18 protein-coding genes are annotated in these 19,665 nt (G+C 64.2%); 10 read left to right on the forward strand and 8 right to left on the reverse strand.

The window, feature by feature from the left end; all coding sequences use genetic code 11:
* Positions 1-10: 10 nt before the first annotated feature.
* Positions 11-541 (reverse strand): diaminobutyrate acetyltransferase, encoded by a 531-nt coding sequence (gene ectA, locus PAF18_RS04515; protein ID WP_271117427.1) that lies wholly within the window; start codon positions 539-541, stop codon positions 11-13.
* Between the two features lie 234 nt (positions 542-775).
* Between ectA and PAF18_RS04520 the strand changes: the two genes are divergently transcribed.
* Complete coding sequence (locus PAF18_RS04520) at positions 776-1,240, forward strand: MarR family winged helix-turn-helix transcriptional regulator (RefSeq protein ID WP_271117428.1); 465 nt, start codon at positions 776-778, stop codon at positions 1,238-1,240.
* A gap of 226 nt (positions 1,241-1,466) precedes the next feature.
* On the opposite strand, the gene clpA is transcribed toward PAF18_RS04520, so the two are convergent.
* On the reverse strand, positions 1,467-3,788 hold the full coding sequence (gene clpA, locus PAF18_RS04525; protein WP_271117429.1) for an ATP-dependent Clp protease ATP-binding subunit ClpA: 2,322 nt from the start codon (positions 3,786-3,788) through the stop codon (positions 1,467-1,469).
* A 190-nt stretch (positions 3,789-3,978) separates the two neighbouring features.
* On the reverse strand, positions 3,979-4,722 hold the full coding sequence (gene gloB, locus PAF18_RS04530; protein WP_271117430.1) for a hydroxyacylglutathione hydrolase: 744 nt from the start codon (positions 4,720-4,722) through the stop codon (positions 3,979-3,981).
* 62 nt (positions 4,723-4,784) lie between these two features.
* Here gloB and PAF18_RS04535 point away from each other — a divergent pair, with 62 nt between their 5' ends.
* The 7 genes from PAF18_RS04535 to PAF18_RS04565 all read left to right on the forward strand — a co-directional run bounded on the left by PAF18_RS04535 (position 4,785) and on the right by PAF18_RS04565 (position 11,266).
* Positions 4,785-5,585 carry a class I SAM-dependent methyltransferase gene (locus PAF18_RS04535; RefSeq protein ID WP_271117431.1) on the forward strand — a complete coding sequence of 267 codons (801 nt, stop codon included), beginning with the start codon at positions 4,785-4,787 and terminating at the stop codon, positions 5,583-5,585.
* 327 nt (positions 5,586-5,912) lie between these two features.
* Positions 5,913-6,479, forward strand: a complete 567-nt coding sequence (locus PAF18_RS04540; protein WP_271117432.1) for a F0F1 ATP synthase subunit delta — start codon at positions 5,913-5,915, stop codon at positions 6,477-6,479.
* Positions 6,479-8,014: a F0F1 ATP synthase subunit alpha gene (gene atpA / locus PAF18_RS04545; protein ID WP_271117433.1), complete on the forward strand. Its 1,536-nt coding sequence runs from the start codon at positions 6,479-6,481 to the stop codon at positions 8,012-8,014. Before PAF18_RS04540 ends, atpA begins: the two co-directional genes overlap by 1 nt.
* A gap of 12 nt (positions 8,015-8,026) precedes the next feature.
* Positions 8,027-8,911 (forward strand): F0F1 ATP synthase subunit gamma, encoded by an 885-nt coding sequence (locus PAF18_RS04550; RefSeq protein ID WP_271117434.1) that lies wholly within the window; start codon positions 8,027-8,029, stop codon positions 8,909-8,911.
* A gap of 17 nt (positions 8,912-8,928) precedes the next feature.
* Positions 8,929-10,359 carry a F0F1 ATP synthase subunit beta gene (gene atpD, locus PAF18_RS04555; protein ID WP_271117435.1) on the forward strand — a complete coding sequence of 477 codons (1,431 nt, stop codon included), beginning with the start codon at positions 8,929-8,931 and terminating at the stop codon, positions 10,357-10,359.
* 9 nt (positions 10,360-10,368) lie between these two features.
* Positions 10,369-10,821 (forward strand): ATP synthase F1 subunit epsilon, encoded by a 453-nt coding sequence (gene atpC / locus PAF18_RS04560; protein ID WP_271117436.1) that lies wholly within the window; start codon positions 10,369-10,371, stop codon positions 10,819-10,821.
* 97 nt (positions 10,822-10,918) lie between these two features.
* On the forward strand, positions 10,919-11,266 hold the full coding sequence (locus PAF18_RS04565; protein WP_271117437.1) for an H-type lectin domain-containing protein: 348 nt from the start codon (positions 10,919-10,921) through the stop codon (positions 11,264-11,266).
* Positions 11,267-11,301: 35 nt separating this feature from the next.
* On the opposite strand, the gene PAF18_RS04570 is transcribed toward PAF18_RS04565, so the two are convergent.
* Positions 11,302-11,964: an SDR family NAD(P)-dependent oxidoreductase gene (locus tag PAF18_RS04570; RefSeq protein WP_271117438.1), complete on the reverse strand. Its 663-nt coding sequence runs from the start codon at positions 11,962-11,964 to the stop codon at positions 11,302-11,304.
* A 114-nt stretch (positions 11,965-12,078) separates the two neighbouring features.
* Between PAF18_RS04570 and PAF18_RS04575 the strand changes: the two genes are divergently transcribed.
* On the forward strand, positions 12,079-12,636 hold the full coding sequence (locus PAF18_RS04575) for a biotin transporter BioY (RefSeq protein ID WP_271117439.1): 558 nt from the start codon (positions 12,079-12,081) through the stop codon (positions 12,634-12,636).
* A gap of 52 nt (positions 12,637-12,688) precedes the next feature.
* On the opposite strand, the gene PAF18_RS04580 is transcribed toward PAF18_RS04575, so the two are convergent.
* The 3 genes from PAF18_RS04580 to gltX are packed head-to-tail and all read right to left on the reverse strand — an operon-like array spanning position 12,689 to position 15,860.
* Entirely contained in the window at positions 12,689-13,081 is a 393-nt protein-coding gene (locus PAF18_RS04580; protein ID WP_271117440.1) for a DUF1284 domain-containing protein, read from the reverse strand.
* Between the two features lie 46 nt (positions 13,082-13,127).
* Positions 13,128-14,420 carry a citrate synthase gene (gltA, locus tag PAF18_RS04585; RefSeq protein ID WP_271117441.1) on the reverse strand — a complete coding sequence of 431 codons (1,293 nt, stop codon included), beginning with the start codon at positions 14,418-14,420 and terminating at the stop codon, positions 13,128-13,130.
* 57 nt (positions 14,421-14,477) lie between these two features.
* Positions 14,478-15,860 (reverse strand): glutamate--tRNA ligase, encoded by a 1,383-nt coding sequence (gene gltX / locus PAF18_RS04590; protein WP_271117442.1) that lies wholly within the window; start codon positions 15,858-15,860, stop codon positions 14,478-14,480.
* A 137-nt stretch (positions 15,861-15,997) separates the two neighbouring features.
* Between gltX and PAF18_RS04595 the strand changes: the two genes are divergently transcribed.
* Positions 15,998-18,121 carry a ComEC/Rec2 family competence protein gene (locus tag PAF18_RS04595; protein WP_271117443.1) on the forward strand — a complete coding sequence of 708 codons (2,124 nt, stop codon included), beginning with the start codon at positions 15,998-16,000 and terminating at the stop codon, positions 18,119-18,121.
* 87 nt (positions 18,122-18,208) lie between these two features.
* Here the strand turns inward: PAF18_RS04595 and PAF18_RS04600 are convergent, their stop codons facing one another.
* Positions 18,209-19,573, reverse strand: coding sequence for an aminotransferase (locus PAF18_RS04600; protein ID WP_271117444.1), 1,365 nt, complete (start codon positions 19,571-19,573; stop codon positions 18,209-18,211).
* Between the last annotated feature and the right edge of the window lie 92 nt (positions 19,574-19,665).

Here is a 19,665-nt window from a genome sequence, read left to right on the forward strand (position 1 = left end):
GGCGGGGCCGTCAGGCCACCTGCGCCACCGGGGCCGGAAAACGGATCGTAACCATGTGTTCGGTGGCGTGTTCGCCGTCGAAATGGTCGTCCTTCTTGAAATGAGGCTCGTCGGACAGAACGCCGTCATGACGCTCGGCCAGGCTGCGGAACAGTCCCCAGCTCGCATCATTGTCGCGGGTGATGGTGGTCTGGAGCTTCAGCACATCCTTCATGTCATCGCGCGACAACAGCTTGTCCAGCATCCGCCCGCCAAGACCGAGACCGCGCGCATCCTCGGATACGGCGACCTGCCAGACGAAGAGCGTATCGGGCGCATCGGGCAGGATATAGCCCGAGATCCACCCGACCGGCACGCCATCACGTTCGGCCAGGATGCAGGTATCCGCGAAATGATCGCACTGGATCAGGTTGCAATACATGCTGTTTTCATCCAGCGGCTTGCAGGCCTTGATCAGTTCCCAGATGTTGCTGCCATCCTCCGTTTCCGGCTTGCGGAAGGTGAGCTGGTCCTGAGATTCCGTGTCGATCATGTCTTTCATGCCGTGATCCTCGATTTACTTCGAGACACTAAATAACATATATCGGCGATTTTGCAACCGCAGCATCGCGTTTCACGCGCTCATAGCGCTTTATCTCGCCTGTTTTGGCCAGTGGGTATTGGGTATTTCGTCGCACAAAAATTTTGTGAAACAAATGATCTGACGTTTGGGAATTGACCGCTTCGGGCGAATCCGGAAAATAGGCGGATCGAAATCGCCGCGAGGGGGCGCCATTTGGACCGGATCGATGTCTGCCTGATCGCGCTGCGGCGCATTCTCCGCGCCGCCGAAATGCATGGCAAGGAACTGGCGCAATCTGCGGGGATGACCCCGGTGCAGCTTCGCGTGGTGCAGATCGTGGCGGAAACCGGCAGCAGCACGGGCACCGCCATCGCCAAAAGGATGCATGTCGCGCCCGCCACCGTCACCGCGATGATCGACAAGCTGGAACGGGCGGGCCATGTCACGCGCGCGCCCAGCCAGACCGACCGTCGGCAGACGCTGATCGTGCTGACGCAGAAGGGGCGGGCGGCGCTCGAACGCGCGCCGGATGCCTTGCAGCAGCGTTTCGCATCGGATTTCGAAGCACTGCCGGATTGGGAGCAGGCGATGATGGTTGCCGTGCTGGAACGAATCGCGGGGATGCTGGACGGGCCGGAGGGCGATCACGGCGCGGTGCTGTATCCCGGCGAGCTTTAGGGCAGGGGCATCGGCCGGGGAAGCGGGGCAACGCGCGGCAGCTAGCTTGACGCCAGGCGCGACGGTTGCGTCGGGCGGGATGCAACGAGTCAAGCCGTCAGCCTTCGGATGCCCCCGGTCGCGGATCTGCCAGATGGTCCGGTGTCCAGCCAATTAAGAAAGGCCGCCGCGAGAGATCGCGGCGGCCCATGCTGTGCTTGCCACTGCGTCCCGAGGGCCGTGCCGTTCAATCCGCCGTCAGCAGCGGCGTGTTGTTCTTGCCGCCGATGCGCGGGGCATCGGGGCCGGAGATCTCAAAGACCGGCTTGTCATTCTCGATCCGGACCTTGACCACACCGCCTTTCTGAAGCCGCCCGAACAGCAGCTCCTCGGCGAGGGGCTTCTTGATCGATTCCTGGATGACCCGACCCAGCGGGCGCGCGCCCATCTTGTCGTCATAGCCCCGCTCGGCCAGCCAGTTCGCCGCAGCCGGGGTCAGCTCGATATGGACATTGCGGTCCATCAGCTGCGCTTCCAGTTGCAGCACGAATTTCTCGACCACCTGCACGATCACCTCGCGTGACAGGGGCGCAAAGCTGATCACCGCGTCGAGACGGTTGCGGAATTCCGGCGTGAAGGTCTTTTCGATCGCCTCGGTATCCTCACCCTCGCGGCGGTCGCGGCCAAAGCCGATGGCGGCCTTCGCAAGATCCGCGGCCCCCGCATTCGAGGTCATGATCAACACGACATTGCGGAAATCCACCGTCCGGCCGTTATGGTCGGTCAGCTTGCCGTGATCCATGACCTGCAACAGGATGTTATAGACATCCGGATGCGCCTTTTCGATCTCGTCGAGCAGCAGCACGCAATGCGGATGCTGGTCCACACCATCGGTCAGAAGCCCGCCCTGATCGAAGCCGACATAGCCCGGAGGCGCGCCGATCAGGCGGCTGACCGCATGTTTCTCCATATACTCGGACATGTCGAAACGCAGCAGCTCGACCCCGAGCGTATCGGCGAGCTGTTTCGCGACCTCGGTCTTGCCGACGCCGGTGGGGCCTGCAAACAGATAGTTGCCGATCGGCTTTTCCGGTTCGCGCAGACCCGCGCGGGCCAGCTTGATCGCAGAGGACAGCGCGTCGATGGCGGTGTCCTGACCGAACACGACCCGCTTCAGCGTGGTGTCCAGATCGCGGAGCACCTCGGCGTCGTCCTTGCTGACCTTTTTCGGCGGGATGCGCGCGATCTTGGCCACCACCGCCTCGATCTCTTTCGGTGAGATCGTCTTGCGGCGCTTGGATTCCGCGACAAGATGCTGCGCGGCCCCGGCCTCGTCGATCACGTCGATGGCGCTGTCGGGCAGCTTGCGGTCGTTGATGTAACGGCTGGCGAGTTCCACCGCTGTCTTGATCGCCTCATTGGTATAGCGCAGCTCGTGATGCGATTCGAAATGCGGCTTGAGACCCATAAGGATCTTGATCGAATCCGGCACCGAGGGCTCGTTCACGTCGATCTTCTGGAAGCGCCGCGACAGGGCACGGTCCTTTTCGAAATGCTGACGGAACTCCTTGTAGGTGGTCGAACCCATGCAGCGCAGCTTGCCGCCGGCGAGCGCGGGTTTCAGCAGGTTCGAGGCATCCATCGCCCCGCCCGAGGTCGCGCCTGCGCCGATCACCGTATGGATCTCGTCGATGAACAGGATCGCATCGTCGTGGTTTTCGAGTTCCTTCACCACCGCCTTCAACCGCTCTTCGAAGTCGCCGCGATAACGCGTGCCGGCCAGCAAGGCGCCCATATCGAGCGAATAGATCGTCGAGCCGGCGAGCACGTCAGGGGTCTCACCCTCGACAATCTTCTTGGCGAGACCTTCGGCGATGGCGGTCTTGCCCACGCCGGAATCGCCCACGAGAAGCGGGTTGTTCTTGCGACGGCGGCAGAGCACCTGAATGCAACGCTCAATCTCGGAGTCGCGGCCGATCAGCGGGTCGACATCGCCCTTGATGGCTTTCGCGTTCAGATCCACGCAGTATTTTTCCAGCGCCGTCTCTTCCTTCTGCGCCTGGGGCTGCGGTTCCTCTTCCTGGTTCTGCTCGGCCCCGGTTACCGGGCGGGCTTCGTTGAAATCGGGATTCTTGGCGACGCCATGGGCGATGAAATTCACCGCATCGTAGCGCGTCATGTCCAGTTCCTGGAGGAAATAGGCGGCGTGCGATTCGCGCTCGGCAAAGATGGCGACAAGCACATTCGCGCCCGTCACCTCGGCCCGGCCCGAGGACTGCACATGGATCGCGGCACGCTGGATGACCCGCTGAAATGCAGCGGTCGGCACGGCTTCCGAGCCGTCGATATCGGTCACAAGGGTTGAAAGATCGTCGTCGATGAAATCATTCAAGCTCTGCCGCAAATCGGCGAGATCGACATTGCAGGCGCGCATCACGCGGACCGCATCGGGTTCGTCGGTCAGCGACAGCAACAGATGTTCAAGCGTCGCGAGCTCATGCCGGCGTTCATTGGCAAGCGCGAGCGCTGCGTGGATAGCCTGTTCCAGCGAGGTCGAAAATGAGGGCACTTGCGTCTCCTGTCAGTCTGTCCGGCGGTTTGGACCCGGCGGCCCACCTGCACAGACTGTCATCATCAGTTTAAGGATTGGTGGATTTCGCCGCGATTCAAGTCAATTTTGGGCAAGAGGGGCGAAATCTTCCGTGATTGGTTAGGATTTGGGCGCGGAATTGCGCGGTTTCAAGGCATCGGCGACGGGTTCAGAAACTGTCCTTCATGCGGCGAAGCGTCGCGAACGCCTCGGCCGGGCTGGCAGCGTCACGCCCGGCGGCCAGTTCGGAGGCGCGCAGGAAGGGATTGGTCCGGCGCTCTTCGTCAAGCGTCGCGGGCGCGCAGGGCCGCTCCGACGCGGCGGTCTCTTCGATGCGCCGGCGCAGCGCGTCGTTATTCTCATCGACCGAAAGAGCGAACGCCCCGTTCGAAGCGCAGTAGTCATGTCCCGAACAGATCAGCGTGTCGCCGGGCAGCGCATTCACCCGCTGAAGGCTCTCCCACATCATTGCGGGATCGCCCTCGAAAAGCCGCCCGCAGCCCAATGCCATCAGGCTGTCCCCGGTGAACGCCGCGTTGGCGTCGGGAACATGAAAGGCCACATGCCCGACCGTGTGGCCCGAGACATCCAGCACATGCGCGGTCAGCCCGGCTGCCTCGCAGCTGCCGCCCGGCTCGACGGCGATATCCAGATCGGGCAGGCGATGCGCATCCGCTGCGGCGCCGATGAGCTGGGCGCCGGTTTCCGACACCAGCGCTGCGACCCCGCCGATATGGTCGTCATGGTGATGGGTCAGGAAAATCTGTTCCAGCTGCCAGCCCCGCTCTTTCAGCATGGCGAGGATCGGGCCCGACTCGGGCGCGTCGAACAGCGCCGTGCGGCCATTCGCGCGCAGAAGATAGGCGTAATTGTCCGTCAGGCAGCGGATGGTGACGATCTCGGCTTGGGACATTGCAACCTCCTGTCGTTTCCGGGCAGTCTGGACCGCAACACACATCGCCGCAACCCGGACCCATGCATCACGACGTCATCGAGCTGCGCCGCTTCTACTATACCCGCTCGCTCGGCCGCGTGGCGCAGCGCATCCTTCGCGACCGGCTTGTGGCGAACTGGCCAGCGCGGGGCACCACCGGCATGACGGTGGCGGGTTACGGGTTCGCGGTGCCCATGCTGCGGCCCTACCTGGCCCATGCGCGGCGCGTGACCGGGCTGATGCCGGGGCCGCAGGGGGTGATGGCGTGGCCGGCGGGCATGGCCAATCACAGCGTGCTCTGCGACGAAACCGCATGGCCGCTCGAGACGGGAAGCGTCGACCGGCTGGTCATTCTGCACGGGCTCGAGACCTCGGATCACCCGGCGGCACTGCTGGCCGAGGCGTCGCGCGTGCTCGGTCCGGGCGGGCGCATGGTGGTGATGGTTCCCAATCGTGCCGGGCTGTGGGCGCGGACCGACAACACGCCGTTCGGCTTTGGGCGCAGCTATACGGCAGGTCAGCTCGAGCGTCAGGCAGAGGCGGCCGGCTTCGTCAGCGAGCGTTCCGGCGCGGCGATCTATGTGCCGCCATCGGATCGCCGTTTCTGGCTGCGCAGCGCAATCTGGTGGGAAAGCGTCGGCGCGCGGATCTCGTCGGTGCTGGTGGCCGGTGTGATCTGGGCGGAGTTTTCCAAGCAGGTGCACGCCCCGACCGGACCGGCGCGCCGCGTGACCGTGCCGAGCCCGCTGGACGTGCTGGAGGGAATCGCCCGCCCGCGCCCGGCGCGCGGCCCGGTGACGGGCGGTGCCGGGCAGGGCAGATCGGGCCGGCAGGGCGGCTGAAACTCGCGCCACACAAGGGCAGCGGCGCCGATCCGACGGAAATTCTGCATTGCGGCGTTCAGCGCGGATTTTTGCTGCGGGCGCGAAAAACCGGGGAATCCTGCCGCTTCCGGCGCAGCTTCGCCATGGCTGCGCCGCCGCTGCCGCGCCTTGATGTCAAAACCGTGTCACGGCCTCTCGCAAGGCGGTTGCGGGCGGTGGAAACAATTGCTAGAGACCTGCGCGAGATAACGGGCCGGTGAGGTCCGCCCCAAGACCCCGCGCGCCCCGCGACCGACCGCCCTGGAAGGGACGGCCTGCCGACGGGGCTACGCGCAAACCGGAAGGATGACCGTGGCAAATTCCGCTTCGATTTCCGCTTCGATTGCCGGGCGCTATGCGCAGGCGCTGTTCGATATCGTCAGGGATGCCGGCGGGATGGACCAGCTTGCTTCTCAGGTGGACGAGCTGGGCGCAGCGCTCGATGACAGTTCCGAGCTGCGCGAAATGATCTCGTCGCCGGTCTATACCCGTGGTCAGCAGGCGGACGGGATCGCGGCTGTCGCGGACAAGATGGGGCTGGACAAACCGCTTGCGAACACGCTCGCGCTGATGGCGCAGAACCGCCGCCTGTTCACCCTGCCGCAATTCGTCGCGCGGCTGAAAACGCTGATCGCCGATGAGCGGGGCGAGGTGAATGCCGATGTGGTGTCCGCCACCGAGCTGAGCGATGAACAGAAAAAGCGTCTGACCGACACGCTGGCCGAGAAATCGGGCAAAAAGGTCAAACTGAACACGCGCGTCGATGAGAGCCTCATCGGCGGCATGATTGTCAAGCTGGGCTCGCAGATGATCGATACCTCGATCCGCTCGAAGCTCGCTTCCCTTCAGAATGTCATGAAAGAGGTCGGATAATGGGAATCCAGGCTGCCGAAATTTCGGCGATCCTCAAGGATCAGATCAAGAACTTCGGTCAGGATGCCGAAGTGGCCGAAGTGGGCCAGGTGCTGTCGGTCGGTGACGGGATTGCCCGCGTTTACGGTCTCGACAAGGTGCAGGCCGGCGAGATGGTGGAATTCCCCGGCGGCGTCCGCGGGATGGTGCTGAACCTCGAATCCGACAATGTCGGCGTCGTGATCTTCGGCGACGACCGCGACATCAAGGAAGGCGACACGGTCAAGCGGACCAACTCCATCGTGGAAGTGCCGACCGGCAAGGCGCTGCTTGGCCGCGTGGTCGATGGTCTGGGCAATCCGATCGACGGCAAGGGCCCGATCGAGGGCGCAACCATGGCCGTGGCCGATGTGAAAGCGCCGGGCATCATGCCGCGGAAATCGGTGCATGAGCCGATGGCGACCGGCCTGAAATCGGTGGACGCCATGATCCCCGTCGGGCGCGGTCAGCGCGAGCTGATCATCGGCGACCGTCAGACCGGCAAGACCGCCGTGGCGCTGGACGCCATGCTGAACCAGAAGAACTATAACGGCCGCGAAGACGACGGCATGAAGACGCTCTACTGCATCTATGTTGCGGTGGGTCAGAAGCGTTCGACCGTCGCGCAACTTGTGCAGAAGCTCGAAGAGACCGGCGCGATGGAATATTCCATCGTCGTGGCCGCCACCGCCTCGGACCCCGCGCCGATGCAGTATCTCGCGCCCTATTCGGCGACCGCCATGGGCGAGTATTTCCGCGATAACGGCATGGATGCGCTGATCATCTATGACGACCTGTCCAAGCAGGCCGTGGCCTATCGCCAGATGTCGCTGCTGCTGCGCCGCCCGCCGGGGCGCGAAGCCTATCCGGGCGACGTGTTCTATCTGCACTCCCGCCTGCTCGAGCGTTCAGCGAAGCTGAACGAAAACTATGGCGGCGGTTCGCTGACCGCTCTGCCGATCATCGAGACCCAGGCGGGCGACGTGTCGGCCTATATCCCGACCAACGTGATTTCGATCACGGACGGCCAGATCTTCCTGGAAACCGACCTGTTCTTCCAGGGCATCCGCCCGGCCGTGAACACCGGTCTGTCGGTGTCGCGCGTCGGCTCGGCCGCGCAGACCAAGGCGATGAAATCGGTCGCCGGCCCGGTCAAGCTGGAACTGGCGCAGTATCGCGAAATGGCGGCCTTCGCGCAGTTCGGCTCGGATCTCGACGCGGCGACGCAGAAGCTGCTGAACCGCGGCGCGCGCCTGACCGAGCTGATGAAACAGCCGCAATACCGCCCGCTGACCAACGCCGAGATCGTGATCGTCATCTATGCCGGCACGCACGGCTATATCGACGACATTCCGGTCGGCGAGGTCGTGGACTGGGAAGACGGGCTGATCCAGTATCTGCGCAACCAGAAATCGGATCTTCTTGACGACATCACCAAGAATGACCGCAAGGTCGCCGGTGATCTGGAAGACTCGATCAAGGCCGCTCTGGACGCCTATAACAAAACCCGCGCCTGAGAGGAGGGATAAATGCCCAGCCTCAAGGATCTGAAAAACCGGATCAACAGCGTCAAGTCGACGCGCAAGATCACCAAGGCCATGCAGATGGTCGCCGCCGCCAAGCTGCGCCGCGCCGAAGAGGCGGCGCAGGCGGCGCGGCCCTATGCTGACCGCATGAATGCGGTCATGGCCGGGCTTGCCGAAAAGGCTGCCAACTCGGACACCGCGCCGAAGCTGCTTGCCGGCACCGGCGAGGACAGGCGTCATCTGCTGGTCGTTCTGACCTCGGAACGCGGGCTTGCTGGCGGGTTCAACTCGTCCATCGTCAAGCTGGCGCGCCAGCATGCCGACAAGCTTCGCGGCGAGGGCAAGGAGGTGACGATCATCACCGTCGGCAAGAAGGGCCGCGAACAGCTCAAGCGCGAATACAGCAAGCTCTTCGTCGATCACGTGGACATGTCCGAAATCAAGAAGCTCGGCTATGAACATGCGCGCGAGATTGCGGATGACGTTCTGGAACGCTTCGAGACCGGCGATTTCGACGTGGCCACAATGTATTACAACCGCTTCGAGTCGGTCATCAGCCAGGTCCCGACCTCGCGCCAGATCATCCCTGCGGTGATCGAGGAAGGCGAGGACGAGGAAAAGAACGCTGTCTCTGCCGAATATGACTACGAGCCGGGCGAAGAGGCGATCCTCGCCGATCTGCTGCCGCGCGCTGTCGCCACGCAGATCTTCACCGCGCTTCTGGAAAACGCCGCCTCCGAGCAGGGCGCGCGCATGACCGCCATGGACAACGCCACGCGCAATGCGGGCGACATGATCGACAGGCTCACGACCGAGTATAACCGCTCGCGTCAGGCCGCGATCACCAAGGAACTCATCGAAATTATCTCGGGCGCCGAGGCGCTCTGACCGCAAAGGGGAAACACATGGCAGAGGCCAAGGGAAAAGGTAAGATCACACAGGTCATCGGCGCCGTCGTGGACGTGCAGTTCGATGAACATCTGCCGGCGATTCTGAACGCGCTTGAAACCGAGAACAACGGCAAGCGTCTGGTTCTGGAAGTGGCTCAGCATCTGGGCGAGAACACCGTGCGCACGATCGCCATGGATGCGACCGAAGGTCTGGTCCGCGGCACCGAAGTCTCCGATACCGGTGCGCCGATCCAGGTGCCGGTGGGCGACGCGACGCTCGGCCGCATCCTGAACGTGGTCGGCGAACCTGTCGACGAGGGCGAACCGGTCAAATCGGACGAAACCCGCGCCATTCACCAGCCAGCCCCGGATTTCGCGGCGCAGGCGACCAGCTCGGAGATTCTGGTCACCGGCATCAAGGTCATCGACCTGCTGGCCCCCTATTCCAAGGGCGGCAAGATCGGCCTGTTCGGCGGCGCCGGCGTGGGCAAGACGGTTCTGATCATGGAACTGATCAACAACATCGCCAAGGTGCACTCGGGTTACTCGGTGTTCGCGGGCGTTGGCGAACGGACGCGCGAGGGTAACGATCTTTACCACGAGATGGTGGAATCGGGCGTTATCAAGCCGGACAATCTGGCGGAATCGCAGGTGGCTCTGGTCTACGGCCAGATGAACGAGCCTCCGGGCGCGCGGATGCGCGTGGCGCTGACCGGCCTGACGCTGGCCGAACAGTTCCGCGATGCCACCGGCACCGACGTTCTGTTCTTCGTCGACAACATCTTCCGCTTCACCCAGGCGGGGTCCGAGGTGTCGGCGCTTCTGGGCCGTATCCCTTCGGCCGTGGGTTACCAGCCGACGCTGGCCACCGATATGGGCGCGATGCAGGAACGCATCACCTCGACCAAGGCAGGCTCGATCACCTCGATCCAGGCCGTCTACGTTCCCGCCGATGACCTCACCGACCCGGCTCCGGCCACCACCTTTGCCCACCTTGACGCCACGACCGTGCTGTCGCGCGCGATCTCGGAGCTGGGCATCTACCCGGCGGTGGACCCGCTCGACTCGACCAGCCGGATCCTCGATCCGGGCGTCGTCGGCGAAGAACATTACCAGGTGGCCCGTGACGTTCAGGGCATCCTGCAGAAATACAAGTCGCTGCAGGACATCATCGCCATTCTCGGCATGGATGAACTTTCGGAAGAGGACAAGCTGACCGTGTCGCGCGCACGGAAGATCCAGCGTTTCCTCTCGCAGCCCTTCGACGTGGCGAAGGTCTTCACCGGTTCGGACGGGATTCAGGTCCCGCTGGAAGACACCATCGCCTCGTTCAAGGCGGTCGTGGCCGGTGAATACGATCACCTGCCGGAATCGGCCTTCTACATGGTCGGCGGCATCGAGGATGTGAAGGCCAAGGCTCAGAAACTCGCTTCGGAAGCGGCGTAAGGGGGCATCATGGCCGATACCATGCAGTTCGACCTCGTCGCACCCGAGCGGAATCTGATGTCCGTCTCGGTCCGCGAGGTGCGCCTGCCGGGGGAGAATGGCGATCTGTCGGCGATGCCGGGCCACACGCCCGCCATCGTCAACCTCCGCCCCGGTCTGGTCACCGTCGTGGATGATCAGGGTGCCGAGCATCAATTCGCGATCTCTGGCGGCTTCGCCGAGATCAACAACGAATCGATCTCACTTCTGGCCGAAATCGGGCGCAAGCGCGAGGATATGGATCAGGACGCTTTCGACGAGATGATGCGCGCGGCGCAGCGCAAGAAGAAGGCGGCCGAGCAGAAGGAACAGCAGAGCGGGGCCGAAGAAGTCGTGGCTGCCGCCGCCAAGCTGCTCGCCGATATGGAGGCGCTTGGCACGCATATCGGGCTCAGCGCCAACAGCTCGACCGTTCCTGACTGAGCGTCAAGCGGCTAACAAATTTATAAAGCCCCGGCTCGCTTCGGGGCTTTTTCTTTTGGGGACAGTTGCTTAAACCTCGTAAGTGAAGGGGAGGCGGATGAAGCGATTTGAACCCCACGCCGTCGGCGTTCAGCGCGGCTCGGAGATGTTGTTCTCGGCCTTCGAGGATGGCGGCGAGATGTGGACGGGGCAGGGCCCGCGCGAACACCGCCAGCCCGTGCGCTTCGATGAAAGCTTCCGCGACACGCCGATCGTGCAGATCGGGCTGTCGATGTGGGACATCGACAATCAGCAGAACCAGCGCGTCGATATCCAGGCGACGGAGATCGCGCCGGACGGTTTCACCATCGTCTTCAAGACATGGGGTGATACGCGGGTGGCACGGGTGCGGGCAGAATGGCTGGCCATCGGTGCGGCCACCTATGACGAGGACTGGGAGGTCTGAGGGCATCGCGGCAGCGCCGCGACACCGATCATCGCTCAGTATCCCGCGCCGGTGAGGATCTTTTCCGCCTCGGCACGGCAGGATGACAGCGACTCCCGATCCTCTCCCGGAAAGAACCGCGCGCGGGTGGCGGTGGGCATCGGTGCCGGGCGGGGCGTGAGCACGCGCGGTCCCAGCCGCTCGGATTCGGAACGCCAGCTTTGGACAAGCGCCATCTGCGCCGCCTTGCTGGCCCCATAGGCGCCGAAAAACCGCTCGCCCCCGCGCGGATCGTCCGGGATGATCGCGCATCCCTGACGCAGTTGCAGCAGCGGCCCGATCAGCCCGATCAGATTCTGCGTGGCTGTCGCATTCGTCTGGACCGATTTCGCCCAATCATTCGCGTCGATATGCCCGGCGGGAGACAGCGGCGCGGCATGGATGGCGCTGTGCACCCAGAGATCCAGCCCGCCCCAACGCTGCGCCACGGCTGCGGCGAGCTGCATCATTGCGGCAGCCTCGTTCACATCCATCGGCGCGAGCGTCGCCGCCGGGCCGCCTTCGGCGCGGATGCGGTCGTCGAGCTCTTCCAGCCCTCCGGCGGTGCGGGCCACAGCGATGACATGCCAACCGCGGGCACCGAGGCATTCCGCCATCGCCGCGCCAAGCCCCCGCGAGGCGCCCGTCACAAGAGCGATTTTCTGCGTGTTTTCATCCATGCGGGACGCTTTTGCACAGCCTCGCGGCAAGCGCAAGCGAGCGGTTCTGATTGACTTTCCGCCGCAATGCGGCATGATCGCGCATGATCCAAATTCAAGAATAGGGACAGTCCCATGACACTTTCGCAAGCCGCGCTGCCGAGCAGGTCGCTGACCACCAACACGCTGATGGTGCTTGCAGGCACCGTGCTGCTGGCGCTGTCGGCGCAGATCTCGGTGCCGATGTTCCCGGTGCCGATGACGCTGCAGACCCTGGCCATCTCGCTGATCGGCCTGACCTATGGCTCGCGGCTCGCAGCTGTGACGCTGATCGCATATCTGGCCGAGGGCGCGATGGGGCTGCCGGTCTTTGCGAATGCCTCTGCCGGTCCGGCGCCGCTGTTCGGGCCGACCTCGGGCTTTCTCTGGGGCTTCGTCGGCATGGCCTGGTTGACCGGTTTCATGGTCGAGCGCGGCTTCGACCGCGGCTTTGTCAAGCTGTTCATCGCCGCCATCGTGCCGGGCATGCTTCTGTTCGTGCCGGGCGTCGCGGCGCTGAAGCTGGTGACCGGGCTGGAATGGCATGCCGCGATGATGGCAGGCATGGTGCCGTTCCTGATCGGTGCCGTCGTGAAGGCCGCGATTGCTGCCATGGCTGTCAAGGCGGGCTGGTCGATGCTCGATCGCCGCTGAGCCGGCAGCGATACCTCAGAATGCGAAACGCCGCCCCCCGGGGCGGCGTTCATCATTTCTGCAATCGTGCCAGCGCTGCCTTGCACAGCCCGTAATCCAGCCACTGGCAGCCCGCACAGAGCCGGTCGAGATCATCCGGCTGCAGCCGGTCTATCGCGCGGGATTGCGCGTCGCCCCAGCTCATCCGCGCGCCGGGGGGCACATCGAGCGCCTCGGCATGGCGGCGGTCAAGCGCTGCGATCTTGCCGCCCATATCGCAGCCCGCGCCGCGCCGATGCGGGCAGGGCGCGCAGATGCTGTCAGCGCCGCTGGTAAACGCCACCGGCGTTTCGGGATCGGCGCGCAGCCGGTGCTCGACGATGTCGTTCATGTTGCGGGTGAAGGCTGGCGAATAGCCGTGCCCGGCCCAGCCAATCGCGCACATCACATGATGCGGGCGCAGCAAAACGGCCCCGGAACGCTCCGGGGCCGATTTTTCGAGATGGTGAGACTCAGCGCTTTTCGACCGGAACATAGTCGCGCTTGTTCTCGCCCACATAAAGCTGGCGCGGGCGGCCGATCTTGTTCTGCGGGTCGGACAGCATCTCTTTCCACTGCGATATCCAGCCCACGGTCCGCGACAGCGCGAAGATCGGCGTGAACATCGCGGTCGGGAAACCCATCGCCGAAAGAATGATACCGGAATAGAAATCCACGTTCGGATACAGCTTCCGCTCGACGAAATATTCGTCTTCGAGCGCGATCTTTTCCAGCTCCTTGGCGACTTTCAGCGTTTCGTTATTCTCGATTCCCAGCAGGTCGAGAACCTCGTCGGCGGATTCCTTCATGACCTTCGCGCGCGGGTCGAAGTTCTTATAGACGCGGTGACCGAAGCCCATCAGCCGGAAGGGATCGTCCTTGTCCTTGGCGCGCTTGATATATTCCGGGATCTGATCGACGGTGCCGATTTCCTGAAGCATTTCCAGCGCGGCCTGGTTGGCGCCGCCATGGGCCGGACCCCAGAGACAGGCAATGCCGGCCGCGATGCAGGCAAACGGGTTTGCCCCGGACGAGCCAGCCAGGCGGACCGTCGAGGTCGAGGCATTCTGTTCGTGATCGGCATGCAGCGTGAAGATGCGGTCCATCGCCTTGGCCAGCGCCGGATCGACGTCGTATTGCGCCGCCGGAACCGCAAAACACATATGCAGGAAGTTCGACGCGTAATCGAGATCGTTGCGCGGATAGACGAAGGGCTGACCGATCGAATATTTATAGGCCATCGCCGCAATGGTCGGCAGCTTGGCGATGAGCCGGATCGAGGCCACCTCGCGCTGCCACGGATCGCCGATATCGGTCGAATCGTGGTAGAAGGCCGACATCGCGCCAACCACACCCACCATCGTCGCCATCGGATGCGCGTCGCGGCGGAATCCGCGGAAGAAATTGTGCATCTGCTCGTGAACCATGGTGTGATGGGTCACGCGCTTCTCGAAATCCTCAAGCTGCGCGGCGTCGGGCAGCTCGCCATAGAGCAGCAGATAGCAGACCTCGAGATAATGCGAATCCTGCGCAAGCTGCTCGATCGGATAGCCGCGATACCACAGCTCGCCCTTGTCGCCGTCGATATAGGTGATGGCCGAATCGCAGGACGCGGTCGAGGTGAAGCCCGGATCATAGGTAAACACGTCGCCCTGAGCATAGAGCTTGCGGATATCCAGCACCTCCGGTCCGACGGTGGGTTGCATGACCGGCAGCTCGATCTCCTTGCCATAGACAGACAGGACAGCAGGTTTGTTGTCAGCCATTCCGATTTCCTTCGCTTGGGCCGGCTGCGCGGACGCGCACCGGGCATGGGCACGGGCTCAGCCCGCTTGATCTTCCAGCCGCGCAAGGACCTCGTCGCGTCCAAGCGCCACCATCATGTCGAACACGCTGGGGGTAGAGGTTTTCCCAGCCAGGGCAGCCCGCAAGGGCGCCGCAATCTTGCCAAGGCCGAGGCCGTGAGAATCTGCGACAGTCTTCGCGGCTTGCTCCAACTCGTCTCGGGACCACGTAGCATGCTGCACTGCGGCAGTCAATTCTTTCAGCATACTACGGGATACCGTATCGAGGTTTTTCGCGGCCTTTTCATCGACTTCCACGGGGCGCTCGATCATGGCGAAATGCGCCTGATCGAGAAGGCCGGGAAGGGATTTTGCCTTTTCTTTCAACACCGGAAGGATCGGTTTCATCCGCTGCAACTGCGTCTCGGTCAGTGCGGTCTGGCCGCTTGCGCCGCGGAAGGCGGCGATCTCGGCCAGCAACGTCGCGTCATCCATCTGCCCGATATGCCAGCCCGAGACATGCTCCAGCTTCTTGAAATCGAGCCGCGCGGGTGCCTTGCCGATTCCCGTCAGATCGAACCATTCGCGGGCCTGCGCATCGGTGAAAAGCTCGTCATCGCCATGCGACCAGCCGAGGCGCGCAAGATAATTCCGCATCGCAGCGGCCGGATAGCCCAGCGCCGCATATTCATGCAGACCGACCGCGCCGTGGCGCTTTGACAGCTTCTTGCCGTCTTCACCGTGGATCAGCGGAATATGGGCGAAAACCGGTCGAGCCCAGCCCATCGCGTCATAGATCTGCGCCTGACGCGCGGCATTGGTCAGATGGTCGTCACCTCTGATGATATGGGTGACGCCCATGTCATGATCGTCCACGACCACCGCATGCATATAGGTCGGCGAGCCGTCGCTGCGCAGCAGCACCATGTCGTCGAGCTGATCGTTACGCACCGTGACATCGCCCTGCACCGCATCTGCAATCACCGTCTCGCCGTCTCGCGGTGCTTTCAGCCGGATGACGAAGGGTGTATCGGGCCGGTCCTCGCGGTCTCGCCAGGGCGACTGGAAGGGCTGGTTGGGATTGGCCTCGCGCCAGGCGGCGATCTCTTCCTGGGTGGCATGGCAGCGATAGGCATGACCTTTATCGAGCATCTCACGGGCGATCTCGGCGTGGCGCTCGGCGCGGGCGTGCTGGCTGACCGGCTCGCCATCCCAGTCCAGCCCGAGCCAGCGCAGCCCGTCAAGGATCGCCTCGGTCGCCTCGGGGGTGGAGCGGGCGCGATCGGTGTCCTCGATCCGAAGCAGGAACCTGCCGCCGCGCGCGCGGGCATAGAGCCAGTTGAACAAGGCCGTTCGGGCCCCGCCGATGTGAAGATAGCCAGTGGGCGAGGGGGCGAAGCGGGTGACGACGGCGTCGGACATGGCGGGCCTTTCGGTCGGGAAGGGTGGGCGCAGTCGCCTTAACCCTTTGTCAAAGAGTTTCGATCTATCGTTGCCCGGAGGGATAGCGAAGGGTCCGGGAAAGGACAAGAATGGCGTCCGCAAGCGCGGCATATGCAATGGCCGACGGCGCGATCACCAGGGCTGCGCGGCAAGGGGCAAGGCCATCCGCGGGGCAGCATGCCGCGGGCGATGCCGTGGCGCGGGCCGGGCTGATGCCCTGGGCGCCATGCTGGATGGGCTGCGGAATCGGGCTGTGGTTTCTGCTGCCCGCTCAGCCCCGGGCCGGTGCTGCGGTGGCGGCGGTGCTGAGCGCCGCGATAGGGCTCTGGCTCTGGCGGCTGCGGCGGGAAGACAGCGCCGCGCAGGCGTTGCGTCTTTTCGGATTTGCGCTGATGCTCGCCGCCTCGGGGTTCGGCCTGACAAGCCTGCGTGCCGCTCGGGTCGAGGCACCTGTGCTGACATTCCGCTATTACGGACCGGTCGAGGGCCGGGTGATCGAGATCGACCGCTCGGGGCGAGACCGTCTAAGGCTTACGCTCGACCAGGTCAGGATCAGCCGCATTGCGCCCGAAAACCTGCCGCTGCGCGTACGGCTGTCGCTGCCGGACGGGGTTCGTGCCACACCTCCGCCCGGAACGCGGGTGATGCTGACCGGCCATCTCGGCCCGCCCCCCGGACCGGCCGAGCCCGGCGGGTTCGACTTCCGCCGCGCCGCCTGGTTCGAGCGGCTCGGCGCGATCGGCTATACCCGCGCCCCGGTGATGATCGCGGCGCCGCCCGAACCCGGCGGTGCGATGCGGCTGCACCGGCTGCGGATGCGGCTCTCCGCCGCGATGCAGGACCGGATCGGCGGGCAGGAAGGTGCGGTGGCCGCAGCGCTGATGACGGGCGACCGTAGCGGCATTTCCGAAGCGACGAACCGGATGATGCGGGATTCCAATCTCTACCACATCATCTCGATCTCGGGGCTGCATATGGGGATGCTGGCGGGCTTCGTCTATGCGGCGCTGCGACTGCTCGTGGTGGCGGTTCAGGCCGTGACACAGCGCGGAACCACGCTGCCAGCGCATAAGATCGCCGCGCTTGGCGGGATCATCGCGGCGGGCGGTTATCTGTGGCTCTCCGGCGGCGGTGTCGCGACCGAGCGGGCCTTTCTGATGGTCGCGGTGATGCTGGGTGCGATCCTCGCCGACCGCCGCGCGCTGTCGCTGCGCACCGTGGCGCTGGCGGCGGTGGTGATCCTCGCCCTCGCCCCGGAAGCGCTGCTGACGCCCGGCTTCCAGATGAGCTTCGCGGCCACGGTCGCGCTGATCCTGATCTATCCGCCCTGGCTGAGATGGGGCAGGCGGCTGCCCTGGCTTGTGCGGCCGGTGGCGATGCTTGTGCTGTCGTCAGTGGTGGCCGGGTTCGCAACCTCGCCCATCGCTGCGGCGCATTTCAGCCGGATGGCGCATTACGGCGTGCTGGCCAATCTGCTCGTGGTGCCGGTGACGGGGGTGCTGATCATGCCGATGGGGCCGGTCGCGGCGCTGCTTGCGCCGCTGGGGCTGGAGGGGCCGGCGCTGTGGCTGATGGGGCGCGGGACCGAGTGGATGCTGGCGGTCGGGGCCTGGATCGCCGGGCTCGACGGTGCGGTGAGCTATGTCGTGCAGCCCGGCCCGTGGGTGCTGCCGCTGATGGGGCTCGGTGCGCTTCTGACGCTGCTTTCCGCGCGCGATGATCGCCCCCCCTGGCGTAATGCGCGGCAATTGGCGGGCGCGGCGATGATCCTCGCCGCCGCCCTGTCATGGCTGAGCACACCCCGCCCCGCGCTGCTGATTTCGCGCGACGGAGACGCGGTCGGGCTGATGACGTCACAGGGCCGCGCGGTGTCAAAACCGAAAGGCGGCAGCTTTACCGTGCGCGAATGGCTGGAGAAGGACGGAGACATCGCCACGCAGGCCGAGGCCGCATCGCGGCCGGGTTGGACCGGACAGGTGAAACGCCGCATGGCCCGGATGGGCGGGGCCGAGATCTGGCATCTGACCGGCAAGGGCTCGGACCGCGCCGCGGCAGAGATCTGTGCGCCGGGGCGGCTCATCCTGTCCGATCAGGACCTGAGCGGGCTGAGCGGCGGTTGCCTGGTCTTCGATGCGCTGCGCCTGCGCGACACCGGAGCGGTCTCCTGGCGCGGGGAGACGCTGGCAGAAGGGTTTACCACCACGCGGCAGGTGACAGGTCTGCGTCCCTGGTCTTACTGACGCCGCCGGACGGTCGCGCGCCGAAATCCTGCCACGCCGCAGCGGACTTGGGGACAGGTCGCGCAAGGCCCGACGACGGGCTGACCATCAGGCGACTTCCGAGAAGACCTTGTTCAGCGATTTCTCCAGCTTTTCGAACATTTCGTCCATCTGGTCCTCGGTCAGCACGAAGGGCGGGCAGAGCACGATGGACTGACCCAGAGGCCGGCAGATCAGCCCCATATCGGTGCAGGTATTGGCGATACGCTCGGATACCGACAGGTCGCCCGCGAAAGGTGTCTTGCTGGCCGGATCCAGACAGGCTTCAAGCGCCCACATGTAACCCACGCCGCGCAGCTCTCCGATATGGTCCGAGCGATCCATGATCTCGCGCAGGCCCTGCTCCATCCGCGGGGCGAGGCGCTTGACGTTGTCGGCCAGCCCCTCATTCATCACCACGTCGATCGCCTTGAGCGCGATGGCCGAGCCGACCGGATGGCCGGAGGCGGTGAAGCCATGCGGGAATTCCTCGATCGCCTCGACGGCGGCATCCAGCCGGTCGGCAAGCTCCGGGCCGAGGATCACGGCCCCCATCGGAAACATCCCCGCGGTCAGGTTCTTGGACGAGATGATCGCGTCGGGCATGAAATCATAGGTCTGGCTGCCCCAGGTGTTCCCGGTGCGCCCGAAGCCGCAGATCACCTCATCCGCGATCAGCGGAATGCCGTGCTTCTTCAGCACCTTCTGGATGGCCTGGAAATAGCCCTTCGAGGGCGGGATCACCCCGCCCGCGCCGATCACCGGCTCGGCGAAGAAGCCGGCGATGCTGTCGTCACCTTCGCGGGCGATGACATCCTCTAACTCACGGGCGAGGCGGGCGGTGAAGTCCTCTTCGCTCTCGCCCTCTTCGCCGAAGCGCCAGTAATGCGGGCTGCCGAGATGGATGAACCCGTCAAGCGGCAGGCCGAACACCTCATTATAGGGCTTGCCGGTCATCGAGGCCGACACCGCCGTCACCCCGTGATAGGAGTTCCAGCGGGTCAGGATCTTGCGCTTCTGCGGATACCCTTCCGAGCCGCCCAGGAACCACAGCATTTTCACCATGGTATCATTGGCTTCCGAGCCGGAGTTCGTGTAGAACACCTTGCCGCGATCAAATGGCGAGACCTCGACCAGCTTTTCCGACAGCATGACCGTCTGATCCGACATGCGGCCGAAAAACGCGTGATAGCCGGGGAAACGGTCATATTGCGCCTTGGCGGCCTCGATCAGCCCCTTGTGGTCGAAGCCCGCGACCATGTTCCAGAGGCCCGAATTGGCGTCGAGATAGCGCTTGCCATTGGTGTCAAAGATATAGGGCCCTTCGCCATGGGTGACGACGACCGTGCCGCGCTTATGCACGCTCGGCAGGTCGGTGAAGCCGTAGAAGCTGTATTCCTCGGCGCGTTTTTCCCAGCTTTGCGGTTGGGCCATGATCGACTCCTGACATTGTTTGCAGGAAGGCTATCGTTGTCGTCACGGGTCGGCAATGGGGTGCGACGAAGAGGTGGCAGACATGAAAAAGC

This window comes from Paracoccus sediminicola (assembly GCF_027912835.1).
Taxonomy (GTDB): domain Bacteria; phylum Pseudomonadota; class Alphaproteobacteria; order Rhodobacterales; family Rhodobacteraceae; genus Paracoccus; species Paracoccus sediminicola.